The organism is Spirilliplanes yamanashiensis, from assembly GCF_016863475.1.
Classification (GTDB): domain Bacteria; phylum Actinomycetota; class Actinomycetes; order Mycobacteriales; family Micromonosporaceae; genus Spirilliplanes; species Spirilliplanes yamanashiensis.
Window position 1 is genome coordinate 24,862 of the sequence record NZ_BOOY01000014.1, and the last position, 23,870, is coordinate 48,731.

22 protein-coding genes and 1 tRNA gene are annotated in these 23,870 nt (G+C 73.7%); 13 read left to right on the forward strand and 10 right to left on the reverse strand.

All coding sequences use genetic code 11. From position 1 onward, the window contains the following. Positions 1 to 85: 85 nt before the first annotated feature. Entirely contained in the window at positions 86 to 1,564 is a 1,479-nt protein-coding gene (locus Sya03_RS10055) for a glutamate-cysteine ligase family protein (protein WP_203937955.1), read from the forward strand. Here the strand turns inward: Sya03_RS10055 and Sya03_RS10060 are convergent, their stop codons facing one another. Then, positions 1,565 to 3,589 carry a hypothetical protein gene (locus tag Sya03_RS10060; protein WP_203937956.1) on the reverse strand — a complete coding sequence of 675 codons (2,025 nt, stop codon included), beginning with the start codon at positions 3,587 to 3,589 and terminating at the stop codon, positions 1,565 to 1,567. A gap of 181 nt (positions 3,590 to 3,770) precedes the next feature. Here Sya03_RS10060 and Sya03_RS10065 point away from each other — a divergent pair, with 181 nt between their 5' ends. Further along, entirely contained in the window at positions 3,771 to 4,640 is an 870-nt protein-coding gene (locus Sya03_RS10065; protein WP_203937957.1) for a PASTA domain-containing protein, read from the forward strand. Here the strand turns inward: Sya03_RS10065 and Sya03_RS10070 are convergent. From Sya03_RS10070 to Sya03_RS10085, 4 genes are read right to left on the reverse strand one after another with little or no spacing between them, the layout of a single operon-like run. Next, positions 4,591 to 5,160, reverse strand: coding sequence for a signal peptidase I (locus Sya03_RS10070; RefSeq protein WP_203937958.1), 570 nt, complete (start codon positions 5,158 to 5,160; stop codon positions 4,591 to 4,593). The genes Sya03_RS10065 and Sya03_RS10070 overlap by 50 nt on opposite strands. Further along, complete coding sequence (locus Sya03_RS10075; RefSeq protein WP_203937959.1) at positions 5,157 to 5,783, reverse strand: SipW-dependent-type signal peptide-containing protein; 627 nt, start codon at positions 5,781 to 5,783, stop codon at positions 5,157 to 5,159. Before Sya03_RS10075 ends, Sya03_RS10070 begins: the two co-directional genes overlap by 4 nt. A gap of 56 nt (positions 5,784 to 5,839) precedes the next feature. Further along, positions 5,840 to 7,402: a GGDEF domain-containing protein gene (locus Sya03_RS10080; RefSeq protein WP_203937960.1), complete on the reverse strand. Its 1,563-nt coding sequence runs from the start codon at positions 7,400 to 7,402 to the stop codon at positions 5,840 to 5,842. After that, a complete protein-coding gene (locus Sya03_RS10085; RefSeq protein ID WP_203937961.1) occupies positions 7,399 to 8,343 on the reverse strand; it encodes a hypothetical protein in 945 nt (314 codons plus the stop codon). Before Sya03_RS10085 ends, Sya03_RS10080 begins: the two co-directional genes overlap by 4 nt. 140 nt (positions 8,344 to 8,483) lie before the next feature. Here Sya03_RS10085 and Sya03_RS10090 point away from each other — a divergent pair, with 140 nt between their 5' ends. Further along, positions 8,484 to 9,521: a hypothetical protein gene (locus tag Sya03_RS10090; protein ID WP_203937962.1), complete on the forward strand. Its 1,038-nt coding sequence runs from the start codon at positions 8,484 to 8,486 to the stop codon at positions 9,519 to 9,521. Positions 9,522 to 9,527: 6 nt separating this feature from the next. On the opposite strand, the gene Sya03_RS10095 is transcribed toward Sya03_RS10090, so the two are convergent. After that, positions 9,528 to 9,827: a hypothetical protein gene (locus tag Sya03_RS10095; protein WP_203937963.1), complete on the reverse strand. Its 300-nt coding sequence runs from the start codon at positions 9,825 to 9,827 to the stop codon at positions 9,528 to 9,530. Positions 9,828 to 10,294: 467 nt separating this feature from the next. Here Sya03_RS10095 and Sya03_RS10100 point away from each other — a divergent pair, with 467 nt between their 5' ends. From Sya03_RS10100 to Sya03_RS10110, 3 genes are all read left to right on the forward strand, one after another. Then, positions 10,295 to 11,170: a helix-turn-helix domain-containing protein gene (locus Sya03_RS10100; protein ID WP_203937964.1), complete on the forward strand. Its 876-nt coding sequence runs from the start codon at positions 10,295 to 10,297 to the stop codon at positions 11,168 to 11,170. Further along, the gene (locus Sya03_RS10105) at positions 11,146 to 11,364 is read left to right on the forward strand and encodes a DUF397 domain-containing protein (protein WP_370872135.1); all 219 of its coding nucleotides are present in this window, start codon (positions 11,146 to 11,148) and stop codon (positions 11,362 to 11,364) included. The genes Sya03_RS10100 and Sya03_RS10105 overlap by 25 nt, the downstream gene beginning before the upstream one ends. 102 nt (positions 11,365 to 11,466) lie before the next feature. Continuing rightward, on the forward strand, positions 11,467 to 11,886 hold the full coding sequence (locus Sya03_RS10110; protein ID WP_203937966.1) for a hypothetical protein: 420 nt from the start codon (positions 11,467 to 11,469) through the stop codon (positions 11,884 to 11,886). Between the two features lie 4 nt (positions 11,887 to 11,890). Here Sya03_RS10110 and Sya03_RS10115 read toward each other — a convergent pair whose 3' ends face one another. The 4 genes from Sya03_RS10115 to Sya03_RS10130 form a co-directional block, all read right to left on the reverse strand. Next, entirely contained in the window at positions 11,891 to 12,469 is a 579-nt protein-coding gene (locus Sya03_RS10115; protein ID WP_203937967.1) for a hypothetical protein, read from the reverse strand. Positions 12,470 to 12,761: 292 nt separating this feature from the next. Further along, complete coding sequence (locus tag Sya03_RS10120; protein ID WP_203937968.1) at positions 12,762 to 13,571, reverse strand: WecB/TagA/CpsF family glycosyltransferase; 810 nt, start codon at positions 13,569 to 13,571, stop codon at positions 12,762 to 12,764. Then, on the reverse strand, positions 13,553 to 14,626 hold the full coding sequence (locus tag Sya03_RS10125; protein WP_203937969.1) for an NAD-dependent epimerase/dehydratase family protein: 1,074 nt from the start codon (positions 14,624 to 14,626) through the stop codon (positions 13,553 to 13,555). Before Sya03_RS10125 ends, Sya03_RS10120 begins: the two co-directional genes overlap by 19 nt. 113 nt (positions 14,627 to 14,739) lie before the next feature. Then, positions 14,740 to 14,825, reverse strand: a tRNA-Leu gene (locus Sya03_RS10130). A gap of 220 nt (positions 14,826 to 15,045) precedes the next feature. Here Sya03_RS10130 and Sya03_RS10135 point away from each other — a divergent pair. From Sya03_RS10135 to pknB, 7 genes are read left to right on the forward strand one after another with little or no spacing between them, the layout of a single operon-like run. Next, positions 15,046 to 15,846, forward strand: coding sequence for an FHA domain-containing protein (locus tag Sya03_RS10135; RefSeq protein WP_203937970.1), 801 nt, complete (start codon positions 15,046 to 15,048; stop codon positions 15,844 to 15,846). Between the two features lie 6 nt (positions 15,847 to 15,852). Then, positions 15,853 to 16,338, forward strand: coding sequence for an FHA domain-containing protein FhaB/FipA (locus Sya03_RS10140; protein WP_203937971.1), 486 nt, complete (start codon positions 15,853 to 15,855; stop codon positions 16,336 to 16,338). Continuing rightward, positions 16,335 to 17,753, forward strand: a complete 1,419-nt coding sequence (locus tag Sya03_RS10145; protein ID WP_203937972.1) for a protein phosphatase 2C domain-containing protein — start codon at positions 16,335 to 16,337, stop codon at positions 17,751 to 17,753. Before Sya03_RS10140 ends, Sya03_RS10145 begins: the two co-directional genes overlap by 4 nt. Before the next feature lie 31 nt (positions 17,754 to 17,784). Next, the gene (locus Sya03_RS10150) at positions 17,785 to 19,284 is read left to right on the forward strand and encodes an FtsW/RodA/SpoVE family cell cycle protein (RefSeq protein WP_239107291.1); all 1,500 of its coding nucleotides are present in this window, start codon (positions 17,785 to 17,787) and stop codon (positions 19,282 to 19,284) included. Then, complete coding sequence (locus tag Sya03_RS10155; RefSeq protein ID WP_203937973.1) at positions 19,281 to 20,780, forward strand: peptidoglycan D,D-transpeptidase FtsI family protein; 1,500 nt, start codon at positions 19,281 to 19,283, stop codon at positions 20,778 to 20,780. Before Sya03_RS10150 ends, Sya03_RS10155 begins: the two co-directional genes overlap by 4 nt. 1 nt (position 20,781) lies before the next feature. Continuing rightward, entirely contained in the window at positions 20,782 to 22,083 is a 1,302-nt protein-coding gene (locus tag Sya03_RS10160) for a serine/threonine-protein kinase (protein WP_203937974.1), read from the forward strand. Then, a complete protein-coding gene (gene pknB / locus Sya03_RS10165) occupies positions 22,080 to 23,867 on the forward strand; it encodes a Stk1 family PASTA domain-containing Ser/Thr kinase (protein ID WP_203937975.1) in 1,788 nt (595 codons plus the stop codon). Before Sya03_RS10160 ends, pknB begins: the two co-directional genes overlap by 4 nt. Positions 23,868 to 23,870 lie beyond the last annotated feature (3 nt).

Sequence of the window (23,870 nt, forward strand, 5' to 3'; positions counted from 1 at the left end):
ACGTGAAGGGGCCACCACCGGAGGCCGACGCCGCCCTCCATCAGGATCGCCGCGCCCCCGGACAGGGGTGCGACAGGAGGACCCGATGGGCAAGGACGTCACACAGGTCGCGTTCTCGGCCGAGGACCGCGTCCGATACAGGCAGAAGGTACGCCGCTGCCTGGACGTCTTCGCGTACATGCTCGACGACTTCTCGTTCGACACCACCAGCCCCATGACGGGCCTGGAGATCGAGCTCAACCTCATGGACGGCGACGGCGAGCCCGCCATGCGCAACGCCGAGATCCTCAGCAACCTCGCCGACCCCACGTTCCAGACCGAGCTGGGCCAGTTCAACCTCGAACTGAACGCCCGCCCGCGGCTCATCTGCGGCGACGGCTTCGCCGACTACGAGCAGGACCTGCACGCCAGCCTCGGCCGGGCCGAGGACCGCGCCGCCAAGGCCGACTCGACGATCGTGCTCGTCGGCATCCTGCCCACCCTCACCCCGCGCCACCTCGTGCTCGACAACCTCAGCGAGAACGAGCGCTACCGGCTGCTCAACGACCAGATCGTCGGCGCCCGCGGCGAGGAGATCAGCCTCGACATCAGCGGCGTCGAACGGCTGCAGACCGCCAACGACTCCATCGCGCCCGAGGCCGCCTGCACCAGCGTCCAGTTCCACCTCCAGGTGCCGCCCGAGCAGTTCGCCGCCTACTGGAACGCGTCGCAGGCCATCGCCGCCGTCCAGGTCGCCGTCGGCGCCAACAGCCCGTTCCTGTACGGCCGGCACCTGTGGTCCGAGACCCGCATCGCCCTGTTCGAACAGGCCACCGACACCCGGCCCGAGGAACTGCGGGCGCAGGGCGTCCGGCCGCGGGTGTGGTTCGGCGAACGGTGGATCACGTCCATCTTCGACCTGTTCGAGGAGAACGTGCGGTACTTCCCGCCGCTGCTCCCGATCGTCGACGAGGAGGACCCGGTCACCGTGCTGCGCCAGGGCGGCGTGCCGCACCTCGGCGAGCTGCGCCTGCACAACGGCACGGTGTACCGCTGGAACCGCCCCGTCTACGACATCGCCGGCGGCCGGCCGCACCTGCGCGTCGAGAACCGGGTCCTGCCCGCCGGCCCCACCGTCGTCGACATGCTCGCCAACGCCGCCTTCTACTTCGGCCTCGCCCGCGAACTCGCCGAGGAGGACCGGCCCATCTGGTCGCAGCTCACCTTCGGCGCCGCCGAGGACAACTTCCACGCCGCCGCCCGCCGCGGCATCGAGGCCGCCCTGTACTGGCCGCGGCAGGGCGAGGTCCGCGCCGCCGACCTGGTCCGCGAGACGCTGCTGCCCAAGGCGTACGCGGGGCTGGACCGGTTCGGGGTCGATCCGTACCACCGGGACCGGCTGCTCGGCATCATCGACGAACGCTGCCGCACCGGCCGCAACGGCGCCGTCTGGCAGACCGAGACCGTGTGGTCCGCCGAACGCAACCGCGGCCTCGACCGCGACGCCGCCCTGCACGACATGCTGCTGCGCTACAACAAACTGCAGCGCAGCAACGACCCGGTGCACACCTGGCCGGTCGAATGATCAGGCGGTCGCCTCGGGCCGCCGCCGGAACGGGTTCCGGCCGCGCCTGACGGCCGGCTCCGGCTCGTCCTCGACCCACAGTGGACTGACGGACGACAGCGCCGCGTCCCCGCCCCGGTCCGGCTCGCCGCCGGCCGGCCGGCCGCCGGTCCCGCCCCCGGACGCCCCCGCCGCCGGGCCGCCGGGGTCCTTGTCCCTGCCCTTGGTACGACCGGAGCGCGCCGTCCGCTCCGGCCGGGGCGCCGTCGGCGGCTCGTTGGCGGGCTCCGGCGCGGTCGGCGGCGTGTTCGCGGGCTTCGGCGTCCCGGCCTGCTGCACGACCTGGGGCTCGGCCGGGCGCCCCTTCCCGGGCGTCGGCGGGCCGAGGACCGGGCGCTGGATCGTGGTCGGCGCGGCCACCGTGCTGTGCCGCGGCTTCTCGGCGGCGACGGCCCGCCCACCGCGCTGGTCCCTGTCGTCGCCGGTGGCTTCCTTGCCGCCCCGACCGGCGGCGCCGCCGGGCTGGCGGGCGCCGGCCTCGGCCGCCGGCCCGGCCCCGCCGTCGGCCTTGGCCGGGGCGGTCTTCGTCGGAGTGTCCTTGGCCGCGGTGGTCTTGGCCGAGGTGTCCTTGGCCGGGGTGGCCTTCGCCGGGGTGGTCTTCGCGGCGGCCTTGGCGGGCGGCTGCCCGGCGGCGGCCCCGGCGGGGCCCGGCGTCGGCGCGGCGGTCGGCTTGGTGGCCGGCTTGGAGGCCGGTGCGGTCAGGTCCGCGGTGGGTTCGGTGTCGTCGGTGACCGGCTTGGCCACGCCCCGGGACCGGACCCGGGCCAGGCCCCGGAACAGCCCCTTCACCCGGCCCGGCGACGCCGGCTCACCGGCGGCCGTCGCCCCGGCGGAGGCGGCGCCGCCGCCCGAGCCGGCGGAAGCGGGAGAAGCGGCCGGCTTGGCGGTGGGCTTGGGCTTGGCCGCGGCCTTGGCGGTGGGCTTGGCCGCGGGTTCGGCGGCGTCGGCGGTGGGGTCGGCCGGGCGGCGCCACGGCAGGCGGCTGCGCCGGGGCTCGGCCGCGGCCGCGGAGCTGCCCGCGAGCGGGCTCGCCCACGGGTCCGCCGGGGCCGCGCCGCGGGCCGACTCGGTGGTGGCGGCGTTCGTGGCGGCCTTCGGTCGTACCGTCGAGGTGAGCCGGACCGGGGCGACCTCGCCGGCGGTCCGGCTGGTCTTCGCGAAGCGGGCCGCGAGCAGCGAGCCCGCGAGGCCCGCCACCACCGCGTAGGGGGCGGTCAGGTAGGCGGAGGTCAGCTCGGTCGGGGAGCCGGTCAGGCGGGGGACCAGCACGAAGTACGAGACGGCGACGAGCACCGGGCCGATCGCCCCGGAGACGACCGCGCCGGGGCCGGTGTGGCCGCGGCGGACCGCGACCCAGGTGACGGCGAGGCCGATGAGCAGGGCGGCGGCGACCATGACGAGGGCGCCGGGCCAGTGCAGGTTCGCCCACCAGTGGCGGCCGGCGGCGCCGGGGGGCTGCCAGACGGCGAGGTGCGCGCCGGCCGTGCGCCCGCCCGTGACCAGGCCGGTGACGACGGCGGCGGCCGCGAGGACCCACACCCAGACGGCGGTGGCGGCGAGGTTCGCGGCGACGGGCCGGGAGCGGGCCGCGAACGCGCCGAGCACCAGGCCGACGAGGATGCCGAGGGTGGCGTACCCGGCGGCGGTGGTCTCGGGCGCGAACGTGTCGGCGCGCATCGCCTCGCGGGCGGGCACGGCGATGAGGGCGACGGTGAGCAGGGCGCCGACGGCGGCGGCCGTGGCGAGCACGAAGCCGGGCACGGCCGACCGTCCGATGCGGGCGGCGACGACCGCGCCGAGGATGGTGGAGGTGGCCGCGATCCAGGTGGACCACGCCAGGCTGCCGGACCAGACGAGGTCGTCGGCGGGTGTCGCCGGCCAGGCGACGACCCCGAGGCCGTAGCCGAGTCCGAGCTGCGCGGCACCGGCCGCGGCGGCCGTTCCGGCCGCCGCGGCTGTCTGTGCTGTCCAGCCCTGTCCGGCCATGCGGGGCACTGTAGCGGTCGATGTCTTCGCCAGCGAGTCCGTCGCATCCGTACGATTCGGCCGGGCCGGGGCGTCGGTGGCGCAGTCGGTCAGGGGGCGGTCGCGGCACATTCGCCACCGCGTACCGGATATTTTGGACAGGTGTCCGGCGAGCCGGTGTGTACCGCGAGAGGATCACGCGATGTCCGATGAGCAGCGAGGCCGCCCCGGGGGCGGGTCGGGTGACGAGCAGCGTCCGCTGGACGAGACCGGGCAGTTCGACCCGTTCGCCGACGACGAGGACGAGCCGCCGCGCCCGCCGGCCGCCGACGACACGGCGTTCCTGTCCGGGGACCCCGCGCGCGGCCTGCCGCCGGCGGATCCCACCCAGCGGATCCCCCCGGCGGGTGACGCGACGCAGCAGCTGCCGGGCGCCGGCGCGACCCGGCCGGTGCCGGGGGCGGACGCGACCCGCCAGATGCCGGCGGTGGAGGACGACGGCGGGGCCGCCTGGGCCGGACGGGCCGAGGTGCGGCCGCCGCGCCCGGTGCCGATGGAGACCACGACGGTGGGCGGCTGGGCGCCGGTGGCGGACGAGCCGCGCCGCGCCTGGTGGATGCCGATCCTGATCGGTGTGGCGGCGCTGCTGCTGGTGGGCCTGATCGGCTACGGCGTCTTCCTCATCACGGACAACGCGGGCGACGACGACCCGCTGCCGCAGGCCAGCTCGGCGGCGCCCGCCGTGACCAAGCCGTCGGCGACGCGCACGAGCCGCACCCCCAGCCCGACGCCCACGACGGCGTCGCCGTCGCCGGAGCCCGAGGAGGTGCCGGTGCCGCAGGTGGTGGGCCTGACCGCGGCCGACGCCCGCCGGGCGCTGGACGAGGCGGGGCTGACGTACCGGCTGCGGTTCCGGGAGTCGGACGCGGAGCCGGGCACGGTCATCGAGACGGTCCCGGGGGAGGGCACGGAGCTGGAGCCCGGCACGACGGTCGAGCTGATCGTCGCGGACGAGCCGCGCACTACCGAGCCGACGCCGTCCCCGACGACGACGGGACCCGAGGGCGACTGACGGCCCGGCCGCGGCGCCGCCCGTGCCGTCCGCGCCGCCCGGCGAGGACGGCGGCGACCAGCAGGCCGGCGACCGCCGCGAGGCACGCCACCACCAGGGGTTCGGCGAGGCCGGCGACGAGCATGCCGAGGTACGGCAGGACGACCACCGTCCGGCCGATCTCCGCGCGGGCGGGCGCCGTCCACCGCTCGCTGCCGGCGTTGGCGTCGCCGCGCGTCTCGAAGGTCAGCAGGTCGCCGGTGCGCCGGACGTCGACGACCCGGTGGGTGATGAGCGCCCCGCCGCGGCCGGTGTCGCGGAAGCTGACGATGTCGCCGGTGCGCACGGCGTCGGCGGGCACCGGCCGGCTGACGACGAGCGCGCCGGGCCGGATCGTGGGCAGCATGCTGCCGGACTGCTCGACGAGCGGTTGCAGGCCGGCGACGCGGCCGAGCGTCACCGCCGCGGCGGCCGCCACCATGACGAGCATCAGCGCCGTGGTCGCCAGCCGGCGGGTGCGGCCGGCCGGCGCCGCGGTCATCGCTGCGCCTCCCAGCTGAACGTCTGGGTGAGCGTCCGGCCCTGGGCGGCGTTCACGTCGTCGACGTCGATGCTGAACCGGTACGAGTGGGTCTCGTTCGTCGGCCACGCCGCCAGCGGGTCCGGCACGCCGGCCGCGAACGTCGACGGGTAGTCGGTGAGGTCGTCCTGGAAGAGCACCCCGGGGCCGAGGCCCGCGTACGAGGTGGCGTCCGGCACGAACGAGGAGCAGTCGTCGTGGGCGCCGCCGGTGCCCCGGGTGACGGTCAGGTTGAGGTACGGGCCCAGCGTGCCGGCCGTCGGGGCGCCGTAGAGCCGCACCTCGGACGGCAGCGAGCCGGCGTAGGTCAGCTCGACGCAGTTCTCCTCGACCACGCCCGGCTCCATGGCGGGCAGGGCGAACAGCGTCCCGCCGCTGGTGTCGTCCTGCAGCACGACCGTGCCGGTCTCGAACTCGTTGCCGGTGTTGTCGGTCCGGGCGTTCCACGCCGACCAGGTGGCGGTGCCCCCGACCAGCCCGATGACCAGGGCGGCCGACACGATGACGGCGAACTTCGCGCGCTCGTCGGCCGGTCCCGGCCGGTGCCGGGGACGGTAGCCGCGCGGGGCGTGGTCGGTCGTCATGCGTGCGGGTGCCTTCCGTGGACGTCGGGTGTCCCCCGTTTCATCGGCGCGCGCGGTCACCGGTTGAGGCCGGCGGGCTGCGGATGGCGGACGGCCGCGGAGGCGCCGTCCGTGACCGCCCGGTCGCGGCCGGCCCGCTTCGCGGTGTAGAGCCGCTCGTCGGCGAGGCCGATCAGGCCCTGCTCGGTGACGTCGTCGTGCGGGAAGCAGGCGGCGCCGATGCTGACCGTCACCGGCACGGGGGTGTCCGCGTCCGCCACCGCCCGGCGCAGCCGCTCGGCGAACGCGGGCAGCTCGGCCGGCGGCACGGGGGTCAGCACGGCGAACTCCTCGCCGCCGTACCGGGCCACGAGCGACCCGGCGCCCGCGGCGGCCCGCAGCGCGGCGGCCGCGGCGACCAGGACGGCGTCGCCGGTCTGGTGGCCGTGGGTGTCGTTGACGGCCTTGAAGTGGTCGAGGTCGAGCAGCAGCAGCGCGAACGGCACCGGCCCGCGCACCTCGGCCGCCAGCAGGGCGTCGAACCGGCGCCGGTTGGCCGTGCCGGTGAGCCCGTCGGTGAGTGCGGCGGCGGCGAGCTGGTCGGCGACCAGCGCGCGTCCCACGGCGGCGGCACTCTGCGCGGCGGCCTGCCGGGCGGTGGCGAGCATCCGCCGGTTGACGCGGCGGGACGCCCGGGCCGAACGGCGGCGCGGCTGCTCCAGCACGAGGAAGCCCACCGCGTCCTGGACGGCGAACGGCACCACGACCACGTTGACGGGGTCGGGCAGCAGCTGGTGGATCCACGCGTCGCGGACCGGGTCCGGCCGGCCGAGCAGGCGGACGTCGTCGGGTCGCAGCTCCGCCGGCGGCGGGCCGGTCAGGATCCGGGTGCGGGAGGTGCCGTCCTCGTCCACCACGGCGCCGAAGTCGGGCCGGCCGGCGACGTCGCCGTGGGTGAGCACCGCCACGGCGGCGCGGCGGGCGGACAGCTCGGCGTACCCGAACGCGGCCAGGCCCAGGGCCACGGCGCCCGCGTCGGCCTGCGCGCCGGAGCGCAGCGCCAGGTCGCGGAGCACCTGCTCGTCGTAGCGGCGGCGGCGCAGCTCGCGTTCGTTGACGGCGGCCAGGCACGCCGTGCCCAGCGCGGCCGCCCACAGCCCGCCCAGGTAGACGGCGGTGTCGACGACGGGGAAGGGGCGGGCGGGACCCAGCAGCCCGGCGGAGACCGCGTCGAGCACCGCGACCGCGAGCAGCGAGTGCCACAGCGCGATCTTGGCGCCGGTGCGGAACGCCGTCACCAGGGTCACCGCGATGGTGTGCAGGACGATGACCAGGCTGACGGGGCCGTCGAGCCCGTCCAGGCGGTACCAGGCCCAGGCGAGGACCATGCCGTCGCCGATCAGGGTCACGTTGAGCGTGGTCAGCGCCGCCGTGCGGCCGAACCGGCTCAGCGGCCACGACGCCAGCGCCACGGCGAGCCACAGGGCGCAGCCGAGCAGCAGCGGCGGCACGGCGGCGCCGGGCGTGGCGGCGGCGAGCAGCGGCAGCGCCGCGAACACCGGGACGCGGCTCAGCTGCACCCCGGCGATGCGGTTGGCGACCGGGACGAGGTCGTCGGCGACCTGGGGGCTGCGCGTCATGACTGCTCCGGTGACTCGGGGATCCACAGGTGGTCGTCGGCCCACACCGGGGCGAGGGCGAGCTTGGGGTCGCGCTGATCGAGCCGGCTCTGCACCAGCAGGAAGAGCAGCAGCGCGACGATCGCGGCGATCGGCACCGCCGCGTAGCGGCCCGCCTGCTCGAGGAACCGGCGCACGTCCTCGAGGACGGCCGCCATGCCGCCGGTGCTCGCCGTCCGTCCCGCGGGCGGCGCGGCCGGAACGGCTCCGGAGGTCGTCGGCGCGCCGGTGGCCGGGCTCGACGGGGACGCGGCCGAGGACGGGGCGGCGGACGGGGCCGGGGACGCCGGTCCGGGCGGCGCCGGCGTGCCGCCGGTGGCCTGCGGTGCGACCGGTGCCGGTCCCCGCAGCTGCCAGACGAACGAGGCGGCGGCCGCCGCGCCGGGCGCCGGCTGCTCCTGGCCCGCGAGCCGCACGGTGACCCGGAACGCCGCGGACTCCCCGGCGCCCGGGGACCACCCGGTGTCCAGGCCGTCGTCGTGGTCGTCGGCCAGGTCGCGGAGGGTGCCGGCGTAGATCGGCGCGCCCCGGAAGCCGGCGCAGTCGCCGTACCGGCCGCCGGTGCCCCGTTCGACGGTCACGGCGATCCGGCCGGCCAGCGCGCCCCGGACGTCGGCCGCGGTCAGCCGCACGGTGCCCGGGACGGCGGGCCCGCCGTATCCGACCTGGACGCACCGTTGGACGGCGATGTCCGGTTCCATGGCGGCCAGCGCGAACATGGCGTCGCCGCCGTCGTCGTCGAACAGCGGGGACGTCGCGAGCACCGGTTCGGTCGTGGCCGTGCGGTCGTCCCGCCAGCCGATCGCGGCGAAGGCCACGGCGGCGGCGAGCAGCATCACCACGACGAGCGTCAGGTCCGGCCGGCGGTACGCCGGGGCGCGACGGGGGCGTCCGCTTCCCATCCTGCGTCCCTTCGACCGGCGACCTCCTCTCGCGCTCTTGTCGGCAGGAGGCCGGTGCCTCCTGAGCGATCGGCCCCTCAACCGCGGCGGCGCCGCGCCGATAGGAGCGCCGTCCGGACGGCGGGAGGAGGCGGGAGCAGATGCGGCACACGACGCTGCGCCGGCGCCTGCGCCGCCACGGTTTGGCCACGCTGACGCTGATCCTGGTCGGGCTGGCGTCCCTGACCGGCTACCAGACGTCCAGTGCCGCGTTCTCGTCCGCGCGGGGCGCCGCCGGGACGTTCGGGACGGACACCCTGAACGCGCCCGGACCGCTGACGGCCGACCGCCCGTGCACCCCGCTCGCAGCGGGCTACCGCGCCTCGACGACGGGTTCGGGCCTCGGCGGCTCCATCACGCTCACCACGCCGGCCACCGCGGCCGGGGACATGCTGATCATGTCGGTGATGACCTACGACGACGGCGGCGCCGCCCCGGCGGGCATCAACACGCCGCCCGGGTGGCTGTATCTCGGTGGGAACTTCGCCGACGGCGCGAGCTACGACGTCCGCCTGGCGGTGTTCGCGCTGGCGGCGCCCGCCTCACCGCCGGCCGACTACACCGCCACGTTCAGCACGATCGCCGTGGCGGTGGGCAGCCTGACCTCGTACCGGAACGCCGGCGGGGCGGTCGTGAGCGTCAGCAACAACGGCACCACCGCCACCGCGGCCGCGTCGTCCGTGACCGCCCAGGCGAACGACATGCTGGTGACGGTCTTCGCGCACAGCGGCACCACGTCGTCCGTGCCGGCCGGAATGACGGCCGGTCCCGCGGTCAACGGCATCGGCGCCGGCCTGCGCAGCTACCACGCGCCGGTGGCGGCGGCCGGCGGCACCGGCGTCCGCACCAGCTCGATCAATCCCACCAACCCGGCGTGGGCGTCGATCGCCCTCGCGATCCCCACGACGGCGCTCAACGACCCCACGGTCGATCTCGGCTGGACCGCGACCACGGACACGTACGCCGACGGGTACGAGATCGTCCGCACGCCCGGCGGCACGACGACGATCGCGGGGCGTGCGACGGTCGCCTGGACCGACACGACGACCGCGGCCGGCACCGGCTACACGTACACCATCGCCGCCCGGGCGGGCACTTGGCGATCGCCGACCCGGACGGTCACGGTCGACCCCTGCTGACGGTGGTCAGCGGCCGGTGCGGATGACGCGGCCCGACGTCGTGCCGGGGGTGACGCCCGGACGGCGCGAGTTGCGGGTGCGGGGATCGGGCGCCTTGCCGATCTGCCGCAGGCCGCTGAGCTGTACGAAGACCGAGCGGCGCTCGACGGCGTCCCCGGCGGCGTTGAGTTCGTACCCGTCCAGCCAGATCCAGCCGTCGTACGTCGGCCAGTCGTGCACCCGGATGACGCGGAAGAGCTTCGGCGACGTGAATTGCACGCTCGCAGCCTTCGTCAGATGGAGAACATCACCGGACCGAGGTAGCACGTCTTCTCCTGTCCTGTCGCGGGGGTGGACGGGGTGGTTCGTCCGTGCTGTCGCACGAAGAGCCAGTGTGCCCGCCTTGCGGCGTTATGCAATACCCAAGATGGCTGACTGCCCACCTCGGACGTTGCCCTTCCCGCCATCGCCACGCCCAACAGTCCAACCACGTGCGACGATCCGCCCGGTCATCCGGTCGGACGTCCACACGGGACGAACGGTCGAGGTGGCGCCCCTGTCATAGCGGTGCAAAACGCGCACTACGGGCTTCAACATCAAACTCAGAGTGACACCAGGCCTACGGAAAGATTGCACCACGAGGTCCCTCTATGCAAGTTGCACGAAAGCGTCGGCCGGACCCCTCGCGCGCTTGGTGCGACCCCCGGAAACCCGGCACACTGAGCGGACCGACCGTGACGCAGGGTGCACTGCACCGAGTCCCACCGTCACGGAGCCGCCCCCCGGAGGTGTGTGTGGACCAGCGCCGGAGCCCGACCATCCGACGTCGTCGGCTGGGCGCTGAGCTGCGTAAATATCGGGAGCAGGCCGGCATCACCATCGATGTCGCCGCCGACCGGCTGGGCTGCTCGAAGTCCAAGGTCTCCCGCATCGAGACCGGTCACAACACGGCTACGCCCAAGGACGTCCAGGACCTGCTCACCGTCTACGGCGTGAACGGTACGGTCGCCGAGGAACTTGTGCAGATAGCGCGAGAAGCCCGGATGAAGGGCTGGTGGCACCCGTACAGCACCGTCCTGACCGGCGCTTTCGTCGGCCTGGAGGCGGCCGCGCAACGGATCCGTGCGTACGAGCAGCAGGTGGTCCCCGGTCTGCTGCAGACCGAGCACTACGCCAAGGCGATGCTCCACACCGCCCGCCCCGACATCGACGAGGACGAAGCCGAGCGCCGCGTGCGTGTCCGGATGCAACGTCAGTCGTTATTGATCCAGGACGATCCGATCGACCTGTGGGTGGTGCTGGATGAAGCGGTACTGAGCCGGCCCGTCGGCGGGGATGCGGTGATGCGTGGCCAGATCGTCCAGTTGATCGAGGCCACGGAGATGCCGAACGTGACCCTCCAGATCCTGCCCTTCGAGGCGGGGGCCCATGCGGGCATGGACGGCACGTTCACGATCCTCGACTTCCCGGAGGACCGGGACCCGGACGTGGTGTTCGCCGAGAACGCGACCGGGGGCCTGTTCCTCGAGAAGAACGACGAACTGGTCAAGTACCACTTGATCTTCAACTCCCTCCACACGGCGGCCCTCTCGCCGGAGGAATCCGCCGCCATGCTTGCCAAGCTGGCTAAGGAGCCATTGTGGAGATCAAGACCAAGGGACTCCGCGTAGATCTGAGCCGTGCCGAGTGGTTCAAGAGCTCGCGCAGCGGCCCCAACTGCGACAACTGTGTCGAGGTCGCGTTCGTGGGCGGCGGCATCGCCGTGCGCGACTCGAAGAACCCGACCGGCCCCGCCCTGCTGTTCACGACCGACGAGTGGGACGCCTTCGTCGGGGGCGCCAAGGACGGCGAGTTCGACCTGTGACGGGCAGAGGGCGGCGGCCGGTGCCGTCGCCCTCTCCGCCTGAACGTCGTTGACCTGGTAGTGCGCGGGTCGGACGCGTCATTCGAGCGAGGCAGGCGGAGAGTGATCCTCATGGGTTCCGAGAACCTGAACAACGGTTCGTCCACGGCGGCGGACCGATTCGGCGGCGTCGGGCCGTACCGGCAGCGCCGCGACCAGCTGCCCGAGCCGGTCGAGGCCGAGCTGGCCCCCCGCAACGGCGCCGCCCCGGCGCTGGACCCGGCGGCGGGCCTGGAGCGCCCGCCGACGCTGCCGTCCCTGGACATGGGCGGCCTGAGCGAGCCCGTCTACCCGCCGCCCGGCTGGCTCGAGAACGGCGCCCCGCCGCCCTCGATGGCGGACCACCCGCTGCTGCGCGGCCTGCTGCTGGAGCTGCCGCCTAAGGGCTCGGTGCCGCCGCCCGGGTGGCTGGACCGCTGGTTCGAGGCGGCCCGGTCGATCCTCGAGCTGCTCTACGTGCAGGACGCCAAGCGCCGCCCGTAGCGGGTCAGGACGACCGGATCATCGCGCGGACCCGGACGGCGCCCTCGGCGAGGCGGCTGTGCCGCAGGGCGTGCCGGGCGCCGATGACCAGCACGGCCAGGCCGACGACGCAGATCGCGATGCCGGCCAGGCCGGACCCGGGCAGCTCCACGACACCCGCGGCGACCGGCGCGCCGGCCAGCGCCGCGAGTCCGGTCACCTGCAACGGGGTCGCCAGCAGGGGGTGGGCGGCCGCGGCGCGCAGGGCGGGCGAGGCGGGCGTCAGCGGCGCGGTCGCGAACGCGGCCGCGCCGCGGCGCAGCCAGCCGAGGCGGCGCACGGTCACGACGAGCACCACCAGCGCCGGTACGGCGGGCAGCAGCGCGGCCGACGGCAGGCGCGACGCGCCCGGGGTGGCGGCGTCGACGAACGGCACGGCGACGAGCAGGGCGGCCCCGACGCCGACGAGCACGGACAGCGCCCGGGTGCGGCGCAGCAGGACGCGGGCGGTGCCGACGTCGGGCAGGGTGTCGGCCAGCAGGCCCGCGGCCAGCCAGGTGGCGGCGAGCGCGCCGACGACGGTCAGATCAGCCGGGGTGGTCACGGGTGTCAGCCTGTCGTGCGGGCGCAACCCCGGGAACCGGGTTTTCCCCGCTCAGACCCCTGACGCCCGCCCCGTAGGGGTCCGAAATGGACTCTGTGTGACGGCTTGCGTACTGAGCGTTCTCATTCCATTGGGCGAAAGGCATATTCGACCCTGTATCGGCCGTGTCCCCTGCCATACGCTCGTGTCGAGCTTCCGTCGCCCGGTATCCGCGACGGGATGGCCCGACCTGGGGAGGGTCGGCAGGGGCTCCGGTGGCGCGACGGGCGCCGGCGGAGCCCCGCTGCTGTGCCTAGACGGGGAACGTCTCCAGCGGCGTCGTGGCCGGCGCCGGCGGGGCCGCCTTCCACAGCCGCAGCTTCTGCGCCGCCAGCCGGGTCAGGTACGCCGGGTTGAGCAGCACGTAGCGCTTCCACAGCCGGCGCGGCTCCAGGCCCAGCCGCCACAGCCACTCCAGCGCGTACCGCTGCATCCACGGCGGCGGGTTGCGCAGCAGGCCCGCGTGGTAGTCGAACGCCGCCCCCACCGCCAGCAGCGGCATGTCGAGCAGCGGGCGCATCGCGTACGCGAAGACCTCCTGCCGGGGGCAGCCCAGCCCCACCAGCACCACCCGCGCGCCCGACGAGCGGATCCGGTCGGCGATGTCGGCCGCCTCGCCCGGCTGGGCCGAGCGGAACTTCGACGCCTCGACCCCGGCCAGCTTCAGCGCCGGGAACATCCGCTCCAGCGCCGGCACCAGCCGCGCCAGGGTCGGCTCCGTCGAGCCGTACAGGTAGACCGGCAGGCCCTCGGCCGCCGCCCGCTCCAGCACCTTCAGCGTCAGCGTCGGGCCGTAGACCCGGTCGGTCAGGCCGGCGCCGTGCAGCAGGTTCAGCGCCCAGCGCACCGGCTGGCCGTCGGGCGTGACCATGTCGAAGCTGTTCAGCCGGGCGTTGTGGGCCCGGTCCTGCACGCCCGTCATCACGCCGTGCACCGCGAGCGCCGTCAGGGCGAACGGGCGGCGCTCGACGGCCGCCGCGATCACCGCGTCCGCGGCGGCGGCGTAGTCGGTGGCGTCCACGAGGACGCCCAGCACGTTGCGCTTCACGACTGCGGGACCCACCTGTCCACGTTGGCCTCGTAGATCTCCTGCAGGATCATCGGCACGTCGTAGACCTGCTTCCAGTCCGGGTAGTCGGCCTGGAACGCGGCGTTCGACCCGATCCACCAGATGTGGTCGCCCACCCGGTTGGCCTCGTGGTACTCGGTGATCATCGGCTTGCCACTGATCCGCTCCGCCGTCGCGAACGCCTCCAGCATCGAGGTGTTCGAGTGCCGGCCGCCGCCCAGGTTGTAGACGGCCGCCGAGCGCGGGGCGCGGAAGAACGCCTCGAACGCGCTGAGCACGTCGTGGCTGTGGATCGCGTCGCGCACCTGCTTGCCCTTGTAGCCGAACATCCGGTACGTGCGCTGCTCCAGGTTGCAGCGCATCACGTACGCCAGGAAGCCGTGCAGCTCGGTGGCCGCGTGCGCGGGCCCGGTCAGCGTGCCGCCGCGGAACACCACCGTCTTCATGTCGAAGTAGCGGCCGTACTCCTGCACCATCACGTCCGCGGCCACCTTCGAGGCGCCGAAGACCGAGTGCAGGCACGCGTCGATCGACATGTCCTCGGTGATGCCGTCGAAGTACGGATGCGCGCGGTCCAGCTCCCAGCGCGTCTCCAGCTCGGCGTACGGCAGCGAGTTGGGCCGGTCGCCGTACACCTTGTTGGTGGAGCAGTGGATGACCGGCGCCTCGATGCAGTGCTCGCGGACGTTCTGCAGCACGTTGAGCGTGCCGCCGGCGTTCACGTCGAAGTCGGTGAACGGGTCGCGCACCGCCCAGTCGTGCGACGGCTGCGCCGCCGTGTGGATGACCACCGCGACGTCGCGGCCGTAGCGCTTGAACACCGCGGCCATGGCGTCCCGGTCGCGGATGTCGAGGGCCTCGTGGGTGTACGCGGAGCCGAGCTCCTCGCCGAGGCGGCGCACGTTCCACGCGGTGGAGGCCTCGGCGCCGAAGAACTCGGCGCGCATGTCGTTGTCGATGCCGACGACGTCGAGGCCGAGCCCCGCGAAGTGGCGGACCGCCTCCGACCCGATCAGGCCACCGGAGCCGGTCACCAGGGCGACACTCACACGACTCTCCATACGTGTCCGGGAGCACAGGAACCACGGGAGCATAACGCCCCCGGTCACCACACCCCGTAACGCAACCGGCCCCCCGGTTTCTGCCGGGGGGCCGCTACTGCTGGTGGGGATGGGGGGAGTTGAACCCCCACGTCCTTTCGGACACACGGACCTGAACCGTGCGCGTCTGCCATTCCGCCACATCCCCTGATGTGGTGATCATCCTGCGTCGGGTGCGGGAGACGGGTGACCGCCCCACTCCTCGGCAGGTGCCGGGACAGATTACGCTGTCCCTGTTTGCACCACGAACAGATTACCGCCCGTGACGCGTGACAGAGGTTAGCACGACGTCGCGGGCGGCCATACGAGGGTCACGGTCTGGCGGCCGTTCCGCGCGGGGGATGCGCGAGCGGCTGCCGGATACCATCATGTCCTCGGAACCCGAGGAGGAGCCGGTGAGCGTGCTGCAGCGCTTTGAGAAGCGATTGGAAGGCCTGGTCGAGGGGGCCTTCGCCAAGGTGTTCAAGGGTGTGGTCCACCCTGTCGAGATCCTCAACGCTATGCAGCGGGAGGCCGAGGCGCACAAGGCGATCCTCGCCGGCGGTCGCACCCTGGTGCCCAACCGCTACGTGATCGATCTCTCGCCCTACGACCACAGCCGCCTGGCGCCGTACGCGGCCGCCCTGGCGCAGGAGCTGGCGCAGTCGCAGGCGGAGTTCATCGGCGAGCAGGCCTGGACGGTGTACGGCGACGTCATCGTCGAGATCGAGCGCGGCGACGGGCTCGACACCGGCATGTTCCGGGTCACGGCCGAGGTCTACACCGGCGGCGACGTCGCCCCGGTGCAGGCGCCCGCCTACGACCAGGGCGGCTACGGCCAGCCGGCGTACGACCAGCAGCCGCAGATGGGTGGCGGCTACCCGCCGCACGGCGGTCACGGCGGCCAGCGCAACGTGCGCCTGGTCGGCGGCGACGGCCGCACCTACCCGCTGCAGATGGGCTCGACCGTCATCGGCCGCGGCGACCAGGCCAACCTGCGCCTGCCCGACGTCGGCATCTCGCGCCGGCACGCCCGGCTCGACTTCGACGGCAACCAGGTCGTGCTGACCGACCTCGGTTCCACCAACGGCACGATGGTCAACGGCCAGCGCGTCTCCGCCGTCGCCCTCAACCCGGGTGACATGATCCAGCTCGGCACGACGACGCTGACGTTCCGAGTGGACGGCTAGGTCACCTTGCCCGACTTCGTCTTGACCGTCGCCCGGTTCGGGTTCCTCATCCTCCTGTGGATCTTCGTGTTCACGGTGGTCGGGGTGATCCGCCGGGACCTGTTCGCCGGCACCCGGTCCAGCCGCATCGTCGCCGCTCCCCGGGGCGTCGGCGGCGCGGCGCCGGCAGGCCGCCCGGTGGCCAAGGTCAAGCGCGGCAAGGCGGCCCGCCAGCTCGTGGTGACCGCCGGGCAGCTGGCCGGCACGCGCATCACCCTGGGTGAAGCGCACATCACGATAGGGCGGGCGGAGGACTCGACGCTGGTGATCACCGACGACTACGCGTCGGCCCGGCACGCGCGCCTCGTGCCGCGTGACGGGCAGTGGTTCCTCGAGGACCTCGGCTCCACGAACGGGACGTACCTCGACCGCGCTAAGGTCTCTGCACCGACGCCCGTCCCCCTTGGTGTGCCGATCCGGATCGGCCGCACGTCCCTCGAGCTACGGACATGACACTGACCTTGCGCTATGCCGCGCAGAGCGACCGCGGTCTGATCCGAGACGGCAATCAGGACTCCGTCTACGCCGGACCGCGGCTGCTCGCTGTCGCCGACGGGATGGGCGGCATGGCCGCCGGAGACGTGGCGAGCAACATCGTCATCGGCGCCATGGCCCCGCTCGACGAGGACGTGCCGGGCGACGCCCTGGTCGACGCGCTGCGGCACGCCGTCGGCACCGCCAACCAGCAGCTGCGCGACACCGTCGACGCCAACCCGCACCTCGAGGGCATGGGCACCACCCTCACCGCGGTGCTGTTCTCCGGCAGCAAGATCGGCATGGTGCACATCGGCGACTCGCGCGCCTACCTGCTGCGGCAGGGCGAGTTCGCGCAGATCACCAAGGACGACACGTACGTCCAGATGCTCGTCGACGAGGGCCGCATCAGCCCCGAGGAGGCCAGCAGCCACCCGCAGCGCTCGCTGCTCACCCGGGCGCTCGACGGCCGCGACATCGACCCGGAATACAGCGTCCGCCAGGTGCAGCGCGGCGACCGCTACCTGATCTGCTCCGACGGCCTGTCCGGCGTCGTCAGCTTCGACACGATCGGCGCCACCCTGCGCGAGTACGCCGACCCGCAGGCCTGCTCGGAGCGGCTCGTCCAGCTCGCGCTGCGCGGCGGGGGCCCCGACAACATCACCGTGGTCATCGCCGACGCCACCGACGAGGACATCCTCGAGGCGGCGCCGATCGTCGGCGGCGCGGCCGCCCGCGACCGCGGCAACACCACCGTGGCCGACGGCTCCACCTCGGCCGCCCGCGCCGCCGCCCTCCAGGCGCCGCCGCGCCCCGCGCAGCCCGAGCCCGTCGCCGAGCCGGCCGAGGACCTGGCCGAGCCGAAGCGGCACCCGGTGCGCACCACGATCCTCATGGTGGTGCTGCTCGGCATCCTCGGCGGCGGCCTGTGGCTGGGCTGGCGCTACACCCAGACCCGCTACTACGTCGGCGCCACCGAGTCCGGCCAGCTCGCCATCTTCCAGGGCATCCCCGGCGAGATCGCCGGGTTCAACCTGTCGACCGTCCAGCAGGACAGCGCGACCGGCGACCTGGAGGACCTGACGACGGTCGCGCAGACGCAGGTCCGCCAGGGCATCCAGGCCGACAACCGGGCCGACGCCGAGCGCACGCTCGCCGCGCTGACCAGCACCGACCCGGCCAACGCCAACCTCAAGCCGCTGTGCCCGCCGACGGCCTCCGCCGGTGCGACCACCCCCACCGTCCCGCCCCTGTCGAACCCGTCGGTCGCGCCGTCGTCCGGCCCGGGAGGCCTGCCCGGCGCCACCACGCCGGCCACCGCCCCCGACGCCCCGCCCTCCTCCGCCGCCGCCCTGCCGGTCGACCCGCCCGTCGGTTGCCGGCCCGCCGACTGACCGTGCCGGCCCCGACCGAACGGGATCACTCGTGACCGCCCCAGCCGTACCGGCTCCGCCGCCCGCCAGCGCGGGCGAGCAGCCGCGTGTCCCGGTGCCCCGGACGCACCGCAACGCCGAACTGGCGATGCTGCTGTTCGCGATGGCGCTGGTCGCGGTGTACGCGGCAACGGTCGAGGCCACCGTGCTGGAGACGCTCACGCCGCGGTTCTGGGTGCCGACCGCGCTGCTCACCGCGCTGTTCGTGGCGCTGCACATGGTGGTGCGGTTCCTCGCGCCGTACGCCGACCCGGTGCTGCTGCCCGCCGTGGCCCTGCTCAACGGCATCGGGGTGGCGTACCTGCGCCGCGTCGACCTCGCCCGCGCCGAGCCCGACGAGCGCATCGACCTGGGCCTCTTCTCCGGCGTGGGCGGGCGTCAGCTCGCCTGGACGCTGCTGTCGCTGATCCTGGCCGGCGTGCTGCTGGCCGTCATCCGCGACCACCGCATCGTCTCGCGCTACGCGTACACGCTGGGCCTGATCGGCATCGTGCTGGTCATGCTGCCCGCCGTGCTGCCCGCCAGCATCTCCGAGGTCAACGGCGCGAAGCTGTGGATCCGGTTCGGCGGCTTCTCCATCCAGCCGGGCGAGTTCGCCAAGCTGGCGCTGGTCTCGTTCTTCGCCTACTACCTGGTGCGCAAGCGCGAGGTGCTGTCGCTGGCGAGCAAGCGGTTCCTCGGCATCGACTTCCCGCGCGGCCGCGACCTCGGCCCGATCGTCGCGGTGTGGCTGTTCAGCCTCCTGGTCCTGGTGTTCGAGAAGGACCTCGGCACCGCCCTGCTGTACTTCGGCCTGTTCATCGTCACGCTGTACATCGCCACCGAGCGCTCCAGCTGGCTCATCATCGGCCTGCTGCTGTTCTTCGGCGGCGTCTACCTGGCGTACGTGCTGGGCGCGTCCGTCGGCGGGCCGTTCCGCAACTTCTACGACCGCGCCCAGATCTGGCTCAACCCGTTCGAGGGCGAGCGGCCGTTCAACGAGAGCTACCAGCTGGTCCAGTCGCTGCTGGGGCTCGGCACGGGCGGGCTGTTCGGCACCGGCCCCGGCGGCGGCCAGCCGCGGTTCATCCCCGAGGTCGAGGACGACTTCATCTTCGCCGGGCTCGGCGAGGAGATCGGGCTGTTCGGGCTGTCGGCCCTGCTCGTCATCTACTTCCTGGTGGTCTCGCGCGGCCTGCGGGCGGCGCTGGCGGTGCGCGACTCGTTCGGCAAGCTGGTCGCCGGTGGCCTCGCGTTCACCATGGGTTTGCAGGTGTTCGTCATCGTGGGTGGCGTGACCGGCTTGATCCCGCTGACCGGCCAGACGACCCCGTTCCTCTCCGCCGGCGGCTCCTCACTGATGGCCAACTGGCTGCTCATCGCCATGCTCCTGCGCATCTCGGACGCGGCCCGCCGGCCCGCCACGGGCGCCGCAGGCGGTCCCGCCGCCGCGCCCGGCGCGAAGCAGCCGCCCGCGCAGCTGCACGGCGCCGCCACGGAGGTGATCCGGTGAACGCCCCGCTCCGCCGCGCCGGCATCGTGATCATGGTGCTGTTCGGCCTGCTGTTCGCGAACCTCAACTGGGTGCAGGCGTACAAGGCCGACGAATACCGCACGAGCGGCTTCAACTCCCGCGTCCAGGTCGCCGAGTACGACCGCCAGCGCGGCGTCATCGAGGCCGGCGGCGAGGCGCTCGCTGAGAGCGTCGCCACCAACGACCAGCTCAAGTACCGGCGCACCTACCCGCTGAAGCAGCCGTACGCGCACGTCATCGGCTACAAGCCGGTCAACCTGGGCGCCACCGGCATCGAGCGCAGCGAGAACGACTTCCTGTCCGGCGAGAGCGACAAGCTGTTCGCCGACCGGGTCAAGGACATGTTCACCGACGACGACACCGGCGGCGGCAACGTGCTGCTGACGCTCAACCGGCGGGCGCAGGAGGTGGCGTACGAGCAGCTGACGAAGAACAACGGTGGCGTGGACCGGGGCGCCGCCATCGCCATCGACCCGCGCACCGGCGCCGTGCAGGCCCTCGTGTCGATGCCCAGCTTCGACCCGAACCCGTTGGCCGACCACGCCACGAAGAAGGCGCAGGCGGCGTACGACGAGCTGCTCAAGGCCGAGAACGGCCCGCTGAAGAACCGGGCGCTCAGCGAGGTGCTGCCGCCCGGCTCCACCTTCAAGATCGTGATGGCGGCCGCCGCGCTGGAGAACGGCATCACCAAGGAGACGTCCATCCCGGCGGGCAGCACCTACACCGCCCCGACGTCCGGCGCGCCGATCCGCAACGCCGCCCCGTCGATCTGCCCCGAGTCGCAGGTGACCCTCGCCGAGGCCGTCCGCGAGTCCTGCAACACCGGCTTCGCCCGCCTCGGCGTCGAGCTGGGCGCCGACAAGCTCAAGGCCACCGCCGCCAAGTTCGGCTTCGGCCAGGACGCCGAGCTGACCGTGGGCAACCTGACCGGCGGCGGCCTGCCCGTCGCCGCCAGCGAGACCGGCGCCATCCAGGGCCCCGACGGCCAGGACGACCCCGGCGCGCTCGCCCAGTCGTCGATCGGCCAGCGCGAGGTCCGGATGACGCCGCTGCAGGGCGCGATGATCGCCGCCGCGGTCGCCAACGACGGCAAGCAGATGCAGCCGTACCTGGTGCAGCGCCTGCTCGGCCCCGACCGCCGGCAGATCGACAGCGCGAGCCCGAAGGTGCTGCGCGAGCCGATCACCCCGCAGGTCGCCAGCGACCTGCGCGACATGATGAAGCTGGTCGTCGAGAACGGCACCGGCCGCAACGCCGCCATCAACGGCTTCCAGGTCGGCGGCAAGACCGGCACCGCGCAGACCGGCGTCACGAAGAACATCGGCTGGTTCATCGGCTTCGCCATCGACGACAAGGGCCAGCCGGTCTCCGCGGTGTGCGTCGTGCTGGAGGACTACGGCGACGGCGGCAGCGCCGAGGCGGCGCGCATCGCCGGCCGCATCATGCGGGCGGCCGCCGGCCGGGGAGGCGACTGACATGATCAGTCCCGGGGTGTCCCTCGGCGGCCGGTACCGCCTGGACGAGCGCATCGCCGGCGGCGGCATGGGCGACGTGTGGCGCGGCACCGACGAGGTGCTCGGCCGCACCGTCGCCGTGAAGATCCTGCTCCCGGCCCTGCTCGACGAGCCCGGCTTCGCCGAGCGGTTCCGCGGCGAGGCCCGCACCATGGCCACCGTCAACCACCCCGGCGTCGTCGACGTCTACGACTACGGCAGCGACCAGCAGATCGCGTTCCTGGTCATGGAGTACGTCGAGGGCGACGCCCTGTCCCGCACCCTCAACCGGGTGGGCCGGCTGACCCCGGCGCGCACCATGGCGCTCATCGCGCAGGCCGCCGACGCGCTGGAGGCCGCCCACGCCAAGGGCATCGTGCACCGCGACGTGAAGCCCGGCAACCTGCTGGTCCGCCCCAACGGCACGCTCGTGCTCACCGACTTCGGCATCGCCCGCTCCGCGCTGGTCGGCCAGCTCACCATGGCCGGCGCGGTTCTCGGCACCGCCTCGTACATCTCGCCCGAGCAGGCGTCGGGCAACGTCGCGACCTCGGCCTCGGACGTGTACGCGCTCGGCGTCGTCGCGTACCAGTGCCTGTCGGGGCACCGCCCGTTCGACGGCGACACGCCCATCGAAATCGCGATGAAGCACGTGCGGGACAGCCCCCGCCCGCTGCCCGCCGACATCCCGCCCGCGGTCCGCCAGATCGTCGAGCGCGCGATGGCCAAGGAGCCGGCCGCCCGGTGGCCCAGCGCGGCCGCGCTCGCCGCCGTCGCCCGGCAGGCCGCGGCCACCCTGACCAGCACGGTTCACGTCCAGGCGGGGCTGCCGCACCAGGGCGCCACCGCCGTGCCGCCGCACGCCCAGAACGGCGCGAACCGGCCGCAGTCGGGGCCGCCGCGCACGTACCCGCAACAGCCCGTCTCGCCGCCCCGGCCGCCCCTGCAGCAGCCCGGCGTGCCGCGTCCCGTCTCCGGCGCACAGCAGGCGCGCGGCGCGGCTTCGGTACCGTCGACGGGTGGACCCACGTACAACCGGCCGAGCGCCCCGCCGCTCGCCCCGCCCGCCCGGCGCCCGGAGGGCTCCGGCAGCCGGCAGGTGTTGATCGTGGTCGCCGTGGTGCTGGCGATCCTGGTGCTGCTGTGCGCCGGGGTCATCTCGTTCCTGTATCGCACCAATCAGGGGCAGGCCCTCGTTGATGTGGGCGGGGGCGGCCCGGCCGTCGCGTCGTACCGTGTGATGGAGCAACTCCCGCTGACGATCGAAGGACGAAGGACGCCATGACGGCTCAGGCCCGCCTGCTCGGTGGCAGGTACCAGGTCGGCGAGCTGCTGGGCTACGGCGGCATGGCCGAGGTCCACCGCGGCCGCGACCTGCGGCTCGGTCGCGACGTGGCGGTGAAGATGCTGCGCGCCGACCTGGCCCGCGACGCGACGTTCCAGGAGCGGTTCCGCCGCGAGGCGCAGAACGCCGCCGCCCTCAACCACCCGGCGATCGTCGCGGTCTACGACACCGGTGAGGAGACCGGCGCCACCGGTGAGCGGCTGCCGTTCATCGTCATGGAGTACGTGGCCGGCCACACCCTCAAGGAGGTGCTGGCCGCCGAGCAGCGCCTGCAGCCGCGCCGCGCCCTGGAGATCATCGCCGACATCTGCGCCGCGCTGGAGTTCAGCCACCGGCACGGCATCATCCACCGGGACATCAAGCCCGGCAACGTGATGATGACCCCGAACGGCCAGGTCAAGGTCATGGACTTCGGCATCGCCCGGGCCCTGGCCAGCGGCGCCACCACGATGACCCAGACCAGCGCCGTCATCGGCACCGCCCAGTACCTGTCGCCCGAGCAGGCCCGCGGCGAGTCCGTCGACGCCCGCTCCGACGTCTACGCGGCCGGCTGCGTGCTGTTCGAGCTGCTCTGCGGGCACCCGCCGTTCGTCGGCGACAGCCCGGTCAGCGTGGCGTACCAGCACGTCCGGGAGGACCCGAAGGCCCCGAGCGACATCAACCCCGAGGTCCCGCCGGACGTCGACGCTATCGTCCTCAAGGCCCTGGCGAAGAACCCGCTCAACCGCTACCAGAGCGCCCAGGAGATGCGCGCCGACGCGCTGCGCGCCGTGTCCGGCCGCCCGGTGCTCGCCACCCCGGTGATGACCGAGGCCGAGACGATGGCGCTGGGCGGCCCGGTGCGCACCACCGGCATGACCCGCACCGTCCCGGCCGGCGGCCCCGTCGGCGGCCCGCCGCCGCGCAAGACGTCGAACTGGGTGATGGCCGTGCTGGCCGCGCTGGGCGTGCTGGCGGTGGTGGCCCTCGGCGTCGGCCTGGTGCTGGCCAACCGCGGCGGCGAGCAGCAGGTCCAGCAGGTCACCGTGCCCGACCTGACCGGCCAGTCCGAGGACCAGGCCAAGTCCGAGCTGACGAATGCGAAGCTCGTGCCCGCCAAGGGTCCCGACATCAAGGACGAGGGCTGCGAGAAGAACCAGGTCGCGGACTGGTCGCCGAAGGGCGGCCCGGTCGACCAGGGCTCGACGGTCACCTACCAGATGTGCGTCGGCCCGGAGCAGGTGCCGATCCCGCGCCTGGTCGGCCTGTCCGAGGACGCGGCCCGCGACAACCTGGAGAACATCGGCCTGAAGATGAACGCCAACCCCGTCGACGGCGCCCAGCCGGAGGGGACCGTCGTCAAGGCTCCCGACGAGGGCAAGTCCGTCGACCGGGGCACCACGGTGAAGGTCGACGTGTCGAAGGGCAACCTCACCGAGGTGCCGGACGTGACCGGCCAGATCGCCGACGTCGGCATCCAGCGGCTGCGCGAGCTCGGCTTCAAGGTGCAGCCGATCGCCGACCCGACGGAGACCGTGCCCGCCGGCCAGGAGCCGCGCATCCTCGAGCAGAGCGTCAAGGGCACCGCCAAGAAGGGCGCCACCATCCAGGTGCGGGTCGAGACCATCGAGCAGGAGCCGGACCCCGGCCAGACCACCCCCGGCCCCGACGGCTCCACCCCGCCGGGTGACGGCGGGGGCGGCGGCCTCCTCGAGGACGGGCTGTTCGGCCGCTTCAGCCTCTGACCG